General features: G+C 66.7%; 10 protein-coding genes. All 10 read left to right on the top strand.

Going from position 1 to position 11,010, the window contains the following annotated elements; genetic code table 11:
- Window positions 1–217 precede the first annotated feature (217 nt).
- On the top strand, window positions 218–991 hold the full coding sequence (locus tag ACIBQX_RS14210) for an alpha/beta hydrolase (RefSeq protein ID WP_397004263.1): 774 nt from the start codon (window positions 218–220) through the stop codon (window positions 989–991).
- A 199-nt stretch (window positions 992–1,190) separates the two neighbouring features.
- On the top strand, window positions 1,191–2,264 hold the full coding sequence (locus tag ACIBQX_RS14205) for a LacI family DNA-binding transcriptional regulator (RefSeq protein ID WP_397004261.1): 1,074 nt from the start codon (window positions 1,191–1,193) through the stop codon (window positions 2,262–2,264).
- A 154-nt stretch (window positions 2,265–2,418) separates the two neighbouring features.
- On the top strand, window positions 2,419–3,351 hold the full coding sequence (locus ACIBQX_RS14200) for a DUF6772 family protein (protein ID WP_397004259.1): 933 nt from the start codon (window positions 2,419–2,421) through the stop codon (window positions 3,349–3,351).
- A 45-nt stretch (window positions 3,352–3,396) separates the two neighbouring features.
- Complete coding sequence (locus tag ACIBQX_RS14195; RefSeq protein WP_397004257.1) at window positions 3,397–3,723, top strand: DUF6385 domain-containing protein; 327 nt, start codon at window positions 3,397–3,399, stop codon at window positions 3,721–3,723.
- 52 nt (window positions 3,724–3,775) lie between these two features.
- On the top strand, window positions 3,776–4,705 hold the full coding sequence (locus tag ACIBQX_RS14190; RefSeq protein ID WP_397004255.1) for an ABC transporter permease: 930 nt from the start codon (window positions 3,776–3,778) through the stop codon (window positions 4,703–4,705).
- Entirely contained in the window at window positions 4,702–5,598 is an 897-nt protein-coding gene (locus ACIBQX_RS14185) for an ABC transporter permease (RefSeq protein WP_397004253.1), read from the top strand. Before ACIBQX_RS14190 ends, ACIBQX_RS14185 begins: the two co-directional genes overlap by 4 nt.
- Before the next feature lie 67 nt (window positions 5,599–5,665).
- Window positions 5,666–7,177, top strand: a complete 1,512-nt coding sequence (locus ACIBQX_RS14180; protein WP_397004251.1) for an ABC transporter substrate-binding protein — start codon at window positions 5,666–5,668, stop codon at window positions 7,175–7,177.
- Between the two features lie 73 nt (window positions 7,178–7,250).
- The gene (locus ACIBQX_RS14175; RefSeq protein ID WP_397004249.1) at window positions 7,251–8,198 is read left to right on the top strand and encodes an ABC transporter ATP-binding protein; all 948 of its coding nucleotides are present in this window, start codon (window positions 7,251–7,253) and stop codon (window positions 8,196–8,198) included.
- Window positions 8,195–9,010 (top strand): ABC transporter ATP-binding protein, encoded by an 816-nt coding sequence (locus ACIBQX_RS14170; protein WP_397004247.1) that lies wholly within the window; start codon window positions 8,195–8,197, stop codon window positions 9,008–9,010. Before ACIBQX_RS14175 ends, ACIBQX_RS14170 begins: the two co-directional genes overlap by 4 nt.
- Window positions 9,011–9,063: 53 nt before the next feature.
- A complete protein-coding gene (locus ACIBQX_RS14165; protein ID WP_397004245.1) occupies window positions 9,064–10,911 on the top strand; it encodes a glycosyl hydrolase family 28-related protein in 1,848 nt (615 codons plus the stop codon).
- Window positions 10,912–11,010: the final 99 nt, after the last annotated feature.

Here is an 11,010-nt window from a genome sequence, read left to right as displayed (position 1 = left end):
ACGATGGTCAGCCGTTCACGGGGAGTCAGCCGCGCGAGGTCGGGCACGGCTGGAGCGGCTCGACCCGCATCCTGACCTGACAGTGCGGATGTAGCTGAACGCCTCCCGGCGGAACCTGGCTCTCGCCCTGACTGACCATGGTGTCTTCAGCGGGATCCGTTGTTCCGTCCGGGAGGCGTTCGTCTGCGATAACCAGCACCGGGCATAATTCGACATCGTGCGCGAGATCCCTTACAAGGCGGTCGCCGGCGGCAGGACGCTGTTCCTCCATGTGTCGCCACCGCGCGAGTCGATCGGCTCGCCGGCGCCGACGGCCGTCTTCTACCACGGTGGTGGGTGGGTGGCGGGGAGCTGGCGGATGTTCCTGCCGCAGGCCGCTCGCCTCAACGCGCTGGGCGTGCTCGCCGTCCTGGTCGAGTACCGCACGGAGGGGCCCGTGGTGGCCGCCGAGGACGCGGTGGCCGCCATGAACGCCGTCGTCGAGATGGGCCACGACATCGGGTGCGACCCGGCGCGCATCGTGGCGATCGGCGGCTCGGCCGGGGGACACCTGGCACTGGCGACGGCGGTGCTCGACCTGCCGAACACCGACCCGGCCCATCGGCCGGCGGCTCTCGTCCTGCTGAATCCGGTCACGGACACCTCCGGTGACTTCCCGGCCGGATTCGGCAGACGACACTTCGACAATGCCGATCAAGCCCGGCTCTACTCGCCGATGCATCACGTCGGCGAGAAGACGCCCCCCATGCTGATCATGCATGGCATGGCGGATACCGCGGTGCACCATGAGAACTCGGTCGACTTCGCCAGGAAAGTGACGTCGCACGGCGGGCACGCCGAGATCATCCTGTACCCCGGCCAGCGGCACGGGTTCTTCAATCCGCGAATCGGGACCTCGAATCGGCCCGGCGCGGAGAATGGCACGTATTTCGACCGGACCACCCGGGAAATGGCGCGATTCATCCGCCTGACGGTCATCGAAAAGCCATAACCGGAAGGGTTCCGCAACCGCCACCGCAGCGCGACGAGAGCGCGCCCGATGGCGAGCTGACGGTGTCCCGTCCTTTCGGCTGCGACGGCGACCGGCTCCGCGACGTCGCCCCCGGCGACCCGACGACGGACTCTTGACGGCGCGCGTCATCTGTACGTAACGTAAGCGCCACTCGACCTGATACGTATTAAGGACGGATATGGCAGCGCAACGGCGGCGCCCCACGCAGGTTGACATAGCCCGTCGCCTCGGCGTGTCCCAGGCGACGGTTTCCCTGGTCATCAGTGGTGGCGCGGCGAGCGACCAGGTCGCTGAAGACACGCGGCAGGCGGTGCTCCGAACGGCCGCCGAGCTTGGCTACGCGGTCAACGCCGCGGCGCGCAATCTCAAGGGCGGGCGTAACCGGATGCTCGGCGTGTACACCTTCGAGCCGGTCTTCCCGGTGGACCAGCGTGACTTCTACTTCCCGTTCCTGCTCGGCGTGGAAGAGGCGACCGCCGAGTACGGCTACGACCTCCTGCTTTTCAGCTCGGCCACCTCAGGCGGTGATCGACGCATATACGCCGGCGGGGTCAACCGGCTCAAGGTGGCCGACGGCTGCGTTCTCCTCGGTCGTCGCCTCCATCACGACGACATGGCCGGGCTCCTCCGTGAGGACTTTCCGTTCGTCTTCATCGGGCGGCGTGAGGTGCCGGGCGAGGAGCTGTCCTACGTCGCGGCCGATTATGTCGGTGCGACGCGCGATGCGGTGCGCTCGCTGATCCGGTGTGGACATCGGCGACTGGCGTACCTGAAGTTGGCCGATGACAAGGAATGGACCAGGGATCGGGAGGCCGGGTTCCGGCAGGGACTCGTGGAGGCCGGGATCTCGGACGACCAGGTCCTCGTCCACACGATGGACGAGACGGCTTACGTCTCGGGTCTGCAGCTCTCGGAATGGCTGGCCGCGGGGATCACAGCGGTGGTGATCGAGCCCAGCGCCGACGACCGCGCGATCGTCGCCGTAGAGCGCGGGGCCGCCGAAGCCGGAGTCGGCATCCCGCACGACCTCTCGGTGGTCGTGCTCGGTGACCCGCCACTCGTCGAGGCGACCAGACGCGACTGGACACGGTTCAGCATCCGCCGCGAGGAGATGGGTCGCGAAGCCGTCCGGCTGCTCCTCGAACTGCTGGACGACGACACCAGAAGTGCCCGGCAGCTGTACCTGGACTGCACCCAGATCCCCGGCGACTCGGTGGCGGAACCGCCCACAGGTGGCCGCCATGACCGTTGAACGGCAGGTCGAACCAGCCGCCGGCTCGCGGCGAACCTGCACCGGAGGGAGCGGCGAGATGCTCCACCGCAATCGATGCTGATCGACCGGCGACCCCTTCTCATACCGGCCCGAACGCACCCGCGAAGCGGGCATTCGTCACCACGGAGGAACGATGCACAAGGTCATTGCCTATGAACGCGGCCTCGAGAAGTTCAAGCCGTTGCGCAACATCGTCACCTACGACGACTTCGATCGTGGCTTCAACGGCTGGATGGATCTGACTCCGAACTTCGTCAACGACGACTACCGGCACCATCCGTCCGAAGTGGACCTGGCGAGCTGGGCGCCGAGCATGATCAGCGCGGCGCCGATGCGATTCGCCGCCACCCACGGATCGATGGAAGGCACATACTCGCTCAAGCTGAACACCAAACCGGTCGCCAACCGCTACGAGGAGAAGCCGGCGAACGGAAGCATGGGCGTCGCGCTCAAACGGCTCTCCAACTTCGACCCCGCCATGCGGTACATCCAGATGGAGACGTGGTATGCCTACACCCCGCAGCAGGACCGGCTGGGCTTCGGCGAAGAGGACATGCGTGCGTTCGGCTTCTACTTCGACTTGCAGGATTCCCAGTACCGCTGGATGCCCGGCCTTCGCTACGTCAACTCGGTCAACGGCGAACTGACCAAGAAATGGCAGTACTGGAAAGTCGCTGACGGGGTGACGAAGAAGGACTGGTGTTATGGGCGTGAGGACGGCTGGCAGCGACCGGGAATCGACAATCTCTGGTACGGGCGCCGCTTTCCCGACGGCTCCGCCGATGCTTTCCAATGGATGCCTGACGGTGAGCAGGATCTGCTCTACAACGAGAGCCCAGACAAGATCAACTGGCTGTATCTCCGGCTCCTGGTCGACTACCAGCGGCGCGAGTACGTGGAAATGCAGAGCATGGACCGAACCTTCGACCTGCGCGGCCTGACGCCGACCCTGTCTGATCCCTACAAGAGCATCACCAATCTGATCAACCCCATCTTCTTCGTCGAAACCGACACGAACCGAAGCGTGAACCTCTTCCTCGATTCTGTTGTGTATTCCACGGAATGAGATCACCAGAACCACTGACGATATTATTCGAGAAGGGTCCGCTCTGTGCTCACATTTGCCACCTCGGTGATCGAACGCCGGCTCGAGATCAGCGCCGTGCACACCACCCACCCGTACGAGGCCGGCTGGGCCGGCGAAGCGGTCTTCTTCATTCAGGTCGAAGGCCGGCACCCAGAGCTGTCCATTCAGGCGCAGATCTCCCCGGACGGGCTGCATTGGATTGATCGGGGCCGCTCCTGCGTGATGTCCGCGCAGGAGGAGATCGCCTCGATCGACCTGGTGAATTTCGGCGGGTGGCTCCGCTTGGCCATTTCCGGTGCGACGCCCGAACAGCCGGCGACCGTGCTCGTCCACCTCGCCCTGAAGGGATAACCCGTAGCCGGGACGCTTCGTCCTCGCTGCGATCGAGAGGAGGGGAGGGCTGATGCTCGCCCAACTCGTACGTCGACTCGGCCTCATGGTGTTCACCGTGTGGGGTGCGGTCAGCCTCACTTTCGTGATCCTTCGGCTCGCGCCCGGGGATCAGGCCACCGTGCAGCTAGGACCAGATGCGACGGCCGCCGATGTGGCCGCGTTGCGCGAGGAGCTCGGACTCAATCAGCCGATCTTCGCGCAGTACCTGGACTATCTTCGCTCGGCGGTAACCGGTGATTTCGGTGAGTCGTACCGGTTCCGTGAGTCTGCGATGACGGTCATACTCGAGCGATTTCCGGCAACCGTTCTGCTCGCGGTCACCGCGACGGTTCTGGCGTTGACGATCGGTCTGGTCGCGGGCGTGGTCGCCGGCCGTTCGCCGGGACGACCTGTCGACCGCGCCATCTCGGGCATCGCTCTCGTGATGCAAGCGATTCCGTCGTTCTGGTCGGGCATCATGCTCATCCTCCTGGTGGCGTTGACCTTGCGGCTCTTGCCCAGTGCGGGCTCCGGTGACCTGCGGCACCTGGTGCTTCCGGCGATCACCCTCTCGATCCCGTTCACCGCCCTGGTCGCCCGGATCACGCGCAGCAGCGTCGCCGAGGTCACGGCCGAGCCCTACATCCTGACCGCGCGGTCGAAGGGGTTGTCCGAGCGCGCCGTGCTGGCCCGACATGCCGTGCGCAATTCGATGATCCCGGTCGTGACGATCGTGTCGCTGCACATCGGCACCTTGCTGGGCGGCGCCGTCATCGTCGAGCAGGTCTTCGCGTGGGAAGGGGTCGGATCGCTCCTGGTCGATGCGGTCGGCAATCGCGACTACGCCATCGTGCAAGGCGCGACCGTGCTGCTCGCGATCGTCGTGGTGACGATGAACCTGCTCGCCGACGTCGTCAATTCCCGGCTGGACCCACGCATCCGGGCGGGGGTCACCTCATGACGACGATGGGCCTGGCACCGAACCCGGTGACGCCGACGACGGCGTCGGATTCGATGCGGACCGGGCGGACCAGGATGCGTCGAGTCGTCGTAGCCGTGCCGGTCGTGATTTTCGGCCTGTACGTCGTGGCGGGAGTGCTCGGGCCGCTGTTCATCGACTACTCGCCGGTGGGCGGCGAGCTCGATGATCGCCTCCTGCCCCCCGGTTCGGTGGTGAGCGACGGCAGCACCGCCGTGTTCGGAACCGACGCGCTCGGCCGGGATCTCTTCGGCCAAGTCGTCTATGGCGCCCGGACGTCCCTGGTCATCGGCACGCTCGTCGTGCTGTTCAGTGGCCTGGTCGGAATCACGGTCGGCACCGTCGCTGGATATCTGCGGGGCAAGACCGATCTCGTGGCGTCGCGCGTCATCGATGTGCTGCTCGCGTTCCCCGGCATCTTGCTGGCCATCGTCATCGCCGGGGTGTTCGACCGAAGCCTCGCGATCGTGGTCATCGCGCTCAGTGTCACCAACTGGATCAGCTTCGCCCGCCTGTCGCGTTCCATGGCCATGACGCTGCGGGAACGCGACTGGGTCAAGTCAGCGACGGTCATGGGAGTCCGCCGGGGACGCATCATCGCACGGCACATCCTGCCGTTCATCGCCGGACCGACACTGGCGCTGGCCACCACCGAGTTCGCCGCCGCCATTCTGGCTGAGGCCTCCCTGAGCTTCCTCGGGCTCGGCCTGCCCTCGGCGTCGGTCTCCTGGGGGCAGACCATCGCCTCCGGCAAGGAATATCTCGCCAGTGCGTGGTGGATCTCTGCCATTCCTGGCATCGCCCTCGCGGTGCTCGTGATCTGCGTGGGCTTCACCGGAGATCGCCTCACCCGCTACTTCAGCCGACAGCAATGACGAGACGAGCGCAGTTCCGGTCCACCCCCCCATGGCTGATGGACCCAGCCCAGCAAGGAGTAAGGCAATGAAATTCCCACGGCACGCCGCAATCGCGGCAACCGCCCTCCTGAGCCTGCTTGCGGTCGCAGCGTGCGGCGCCGATGGAGATTCGACCGGTAGCGGTGACGACGCGGGCCGAGGGGAAGTCGCTGTCGCCAGTCCGTTCCCCACCGAGTCCATCGATCCGAACGGACCCCTGGCCATTGACGGCGGCACTCGCGTCGCATCCTTACAGCTGTACAGCCCGCTGCTGGAAACGGTCGGCCCGGGCAAGTTCGACGGTAGAGCCGCGGAGCGCTGGGAGATCAACGACGCCGCGACGGAGTTCACCTTCACGTTGCGTGACGGGATCACCTTCTCCGACGGCTCGCCGATCACCGGCCGGGACGTGGCCGCGTCGTTCGAGCGCACGGTGGCTTCCGACAGTCCGTTCTCGGCGAACTTCAAGGGTGTGGGCGTCAAGGCGACCGACGACACGGTGACGTTCACACCGGCTGATCCCGACCCCGCTCTTCCGGCCAAGCTGACCGGAGTGATGATCACCCCGGCCGGCGCCACCGAAGGCAGCTACTTGGCCAAGCCGGTGACGTCCGGTCCGTTCCAGGTGGAGTCGTTCACCCCTGGTGGAAACCTGGTCATGGTCCCCAACGAGAAGTACTGGGGAGAGAAGCCGAAGGTCGACAAGCTCACCATCCGGTCCATTCCCGAGGTCGCCGCGAGGGTCACCGCCTTGCAGACCGGTGAGCTCGACGTCATCTGGGGCATCTCCGACGACCAGGTGGCACAGCTGAAGGGCAACCCCGAGATCAAGGTCGTTTCCGCGGCGGGTTCCGGTGTCATCACCATGTGGATGAACGCCTCGACGCCCGCGTTGGAGAAGGCCGAAGTGCGACGGGCGCTGTGGCAGGCAGTGGACTTCGACAAGAAGATCAAGGCGCTGTTCCCGGAAACCGGTGAGCTCGCCGACTCGGTCATCGGCCGCACGGTGTTCGGCTATGCGCCGCAGAAGCCGGTGGTTCACGACCCGGCCGCGGCGAAAAAGGCGCTTGTCGACGCCGGCTTCGACTTCGGCAAGACGTTGCGCTTCCACTTCTCCCAAGCGCAGTTCCGGCAGTGGGTCAATTCGGTCGCATCCGATCTCGCCGCGATCGGCGTCAAGGTGGAAGTGCTGGAGAAGGAGCAGGCCGTCTACACCGAAGACCTCCTGGCGCTGAATTGGGACATCAATATCCAGCAGGTCGGAACGCTCGGGCTGGACGCGTCGTACAACCTCGGCCGGCTCTATACCTGCGCCGCGAAGCGGACCGGCTACTGCAATCCGGAGCTGGACGACACGCTGAAGCGGGCCGGGACGTCCACCGACCCCGCCAAGCGGCAGGCGGCTTACGCCGAGGCGACCGAGCTGATCTGGAACCAGGCGGTGGGAATGTATCCCATGTTCGTCAAGAACGTATTCGCCACCAGGGCCGGAGTCCAAGGTTTCGTACCCGACGGTGAAGGTCTGCCACGATTCGACACGGTCTCGGTTGATGAATGACCGACCCAAGCCTACGAGCGCTACGGCCATGATGTCCGACCGCGCACCCGAGACATCCTCTGGTGCCCTCCGGGTGCACGAGCTGTCGATCCGGCTGCCCGGCCCTCGCGGCATGGCGACCGTGGTCGATCGGGTCTCGTTCGATGTCGTCCAGGGCCGGACGACCGGACTGATCGGCGAGTCGGGGAGCGGCAAGTCGCTCACGGCCATGGCGCTGGTCGGCCTGACCCCGGACACCGCCGAGATCGGCGGGCAGGTGCTCCTGGACGACGAGGACCTGCTGCTGGCCACCCCGGCGCGGGTCCGGCTGGTCCGGGGCTCGGAGATCTCGGTGGTGTTCCAGGATCCGTCGACGGCTCTCAACCCGACGATGACGATCGGTGACCAGGTCGGTGAGATCCTGCGCTCCCGCGGGCTGTCCCGGCGCCAGGCGCGGGAGCGGGCCGCTGACCTGCTCGACCACGTCGGCATTCCCGACGCTGCGGACCGGGTGCGCGCTTATCCACACGAGTTCTCCGGCGGGATGCGGCAACGGGCGATGATCGCGTTGGCGCTGGCGGGCGGGCCGCGCTTCATCCTGGCCGACGAGCCGACGACCGCGTTGGACGTGACCGTGCAGGCGCGGATCCTGGGTCTGCTGGCCCGGCTCCGCGACGAGGACGACCTCGCCATGCTTCTGGTGAGCCACGACCTGCGGGTGATGTCGCACGTGGCCGACGACCTGGTCGTGATGTACGCCGGCCGCGTCTGCGAGCACGGACCGGCGAAGACGGTTCTCTCGCGTCCCCTGCACCCGTACACCGACGCGCTCGTGCGTAGCGTGCCATCGGTGCGGACGCAGGCGGCGATCGCCGATCCCCTGCCGGGCAGCCCGGCGAATCCGTTCGACCGCCCGCCCGGCTGCCCGTTCAACCCGCGCTGTCCGCGGGCCGTCGACCGATGCCGAACCGAGGTGCCCGAACTGCGGGAGATCGCGCCGGGACGAGCCAGCGCCTGCCATTTCGCGGAGGAGTTGCGATGACCAGCGCCACAGGACTGCGGATCGCGGATCTCACGGTGACGTATCCCGGTCCTCGCGCCGGCGGCCTGGGCCGACGATCGCCGACCACGGCGGTGCGTTCCGTCAGTCTCGATGTCGCACCACAGGAGACGGTTGCGCTGGTGGGCGAGTCGGGATCCGGCAAGTCGACGATCGCCCGGGCGATCGTGGGGCTCGTCGCCCCGGCATCGGGCACCATCGAATACGACGGAGTCTCGCTCCTGGACCGGCGTCACCGCGCCCAGGGACGGGACATCGCGATGATCTTCCAGGATCCGCGCTCCTCGCTGAACCCGCGCATGTCGGTGGAGGCGTCGATCGGCGAGGCCTGGCATGCGCACCCGGAAGCGGCCCCGGCGGGTGCGCGCACTGATCCGCGGCGCCGCAGGGACGCCATCGTCCACCTGCTGGGCCAGGTCGGGCTCGATCCCGACGTCGCGGGCAAGCGACCGACGGCGCTGTCCGGTGGTCAGTGCCAGCGGGTGAGCATCGCCCGCGCGTTGGCGCTCGGCCCACGGCTGCTCATCTGCGACGAGGCGGTCTCGGCGCTCGACGTCTCCGTACAGGCTCAGGTTCTGCAGTTGCTGGTGAGCGTGCGTGAGGCGCTCTCGCTGTCGATGCTGTTCATCACCCATGACCTCGGCGTCGTGCGTCAGGTGGCTGACCGCGTCGCGGTCATGCGTAGGGGTGAGCTGGTCGAGAGTGCCGATGCGCAGTCGCTGTTCGCCGCGCCCCAGCACGAATACACCAGAGAGCTCCTCGCCGCCGCCGTCGATCTCGACGTGAGCCGCTGAGACCGACCACCACGGCCCACCCCCCATCTCCGCCACCGTAGGGAGAAACGCAGATGACCGACCGAATCAACCGTCGCATGATGATCCGTTCCGCCGCCGCAGGCGTCGTCGGCGTCGGCGGGCTCGCGATGAGCGAGGCCGCCCGCGCCGAATCGGCACCGCCGAGCCTGGTCGATGCCGACGGTTCCCCGGTCCTCACGCCGCAGCAGTTCGGCGCCGTCGGTGATGGTGAGGCCGATGACACCGCCGCCATCCAGGCAGCGATCAATGCGGCCCGTTCGCAGCTGAACAAGATCGTCGTGTTACCGCCTGGGCAGTACAAGGTCACCTCGACGATCGCGGTGGGTGATCACGAATACGAGTCGCCGGGCGAGCACCTCAACCGGTTCGTGCTGCGCGGCTACGGGATGTTCGGCGAGGAGCCGTCGAAGATCATCTTCCACCACGACGGTGTGGGCATCCGGTGGGAGGCGTCACTCGGTGGGATCCACGGCGTCGCCTTCGACGCGCCGCAGAAGACCGCCAACAACGTGGCGCTCCACGTCGCCCGCACGGCGAACACCGACGACACCGACGTCACCATCGTCGAGTGTTCATTCCTTCGCTTCCAGCGTGCGATCGAGAGCGTCGGCCGCGGATTCCTCTTCACGAAGAACAAGGTCGCCGTCTGCACCACAGGAATCGCCATTTCGTGGCCCACGGAGGGGGTCCAGGGCAGCGGCGTGCATGTCCTGCCCTACGGCCTGCGCAAGTGGCTGATCACCGACAACCATTTCCACTCGAACTTCGACGCGATCGTGTTCAACGGTGCTCCGGATGGCGACTTCCGCGGCGCGGTGATCAGCAACAACCTGCTCGACATCGGCCGCCGGCTCTTCAAGGGCAGCCTCACGAACTCCACCATCTCCGGCAACGTGATCGAGAACGGCACCGGGAACGCGATCATCCAGATCGACGCCGGTGGTCACAATCTCACCGTCACCGGCAACGTGATCGGCGGGTTCGACACGACGCCGGGGGCGTGGGACCCGCCCCGATACGCGATCCACTTCACCAGCGGGGTGTCCGCGAAGAACGTCACGATCTCGGCGAACTCGTTCAACTGGATCGGTGGCTCCGCCATCCGATTCGACCAGTCCGCCGACAAGGTCAGCATCACGGACAACTCCTTCGATCACTGGAACCTGAGCAACTCGTCGACCCACGCCGCGGTGCTCGTGAACGCCGACGCCACCCGGTTCGCGATCCTCGGCAACGTCATCTCGGCCAATCCGAGACCGGCCGGGCTGCCGGTCCGAGTCACCGGCAAGCTGAGCCAGTCCAACGTGGTCGGCAACGTGTTCGAGCAGGAGGGACTGGTCGCCGCCGGGTCGATCGATGCCGACTCGTTCGTCGAGTTCGAACCGGGCCGGTTCACCAGGCTCCAGCTGGTCGCCCCGAAGGCCGCCGCCATGCGCGTCCTCAGCACCGCCGTGGACGGCATCGCCGCGGACGACAGCTACGGCGGCTACCTCGTCGAGGGCGCGCTGCCGGCAGGCTCGGGACCTGGAGTCAAGGGTGGTGTCGAGGTGGTGGCGGTGAACGCGTCCGGCTCGGCGGCCACCAACCTGCTGTGCTCGACCAACTCCACCAACCAGATCGTCTCCTTCCAGGCCGGCGCCGCCGGGCTCATTCCGCCTGTGGACAACGCGCGCGACATCGGCAGCGAGGACGCACGTATCCGGACCGTGTTCGCCCACGCCACCCGGCTGCACCCGTACACGGTCGCGACCTTGCCCACGGCCGCCGAGGCGCCGGGTGCGTTGATCCACGTCGACGACGGTCACGACGGCGCGCCCTGCATGGCGATGTCGGACGGTAGGTCGTGGCGCCGCCTGCCCCTCGGCAACGCCATCGGGTAGCGCCGACCTCGCCAGGAAGCTTGATGAGGGCGCGGGAGGCACCGGCACTTTCCGCGCCCCCCGGTGACGACACGAGAGAGATTCTTCGAACATGGGTGA

It is taken from the genome of Nonomuraea sp. NPDC049714, from assembly GCF_044465295.1.
Lineage (GTDB): Bacteria > Actinomycetota > Actinomycetes > Streptosporangiales > Streptosporangiaceae > Nonomuraea.
This window is presented reverse-complemented; position numbering and strand designations above follow the sequence as displayed.

What these genes read in the sequence shown, in the direction of transcription:
- ACIBQX_RS14205 (WP_397004261.1), top strand. Translation starts at nt 1,191, where the DNA reads ATGGCAGCGCAACGGCGGCGCCCCACGCAGGTTGACATAGCCCGTCGC.
- ACIBQX_RS14200 (WP_397004259.1), top strand. Translation starts at nt 2,419, where the DNA reads ATGCACAAGGTCATTGCCTATGAACGCGGCCTCGAGAAGTTCAAGCCG.
- ACIBQX_RS14190 (WP_397004255.1), top strand. Translation starts at nt 3,776, where the DNA reads ATGCTCGCCCAACTCGTACGTCGACTCGGCCTCATGGTGTTCACCGTG.
- ACIBQX_RS14185 (WP_397004253.1), top strand. Translation starts at nt 4,702, where the DNA reads ATGACGACGATGGGCCTGGCACCGAACCCGGTGACGCCGACGACGGCG.
- ACIBQX_RS14180 (WP_397004251.1), top strand. Translation starts at nt 5,666, where the DNA reads ATGAAATTCCCACGGCACGCCGCAATCGCGGCAACCGCCCTCCTGAGC.
- ACIBQX_RS14170 (WP_397004247.1), top strand. Translation starts at nt 8,195, where the DNA reads ATGACCAGCGCCACAGGACTGCGGATCGCGGATCTCACGGTGACGTAT.
- ACIBQX_RS14165 (WP_397004245.1), top strand. Translation starts at nt 9,064, where the DNA reads ATGACCGACCGAATCAACCGTCGCATGATGATCCGTTCCGCCGCCGCA.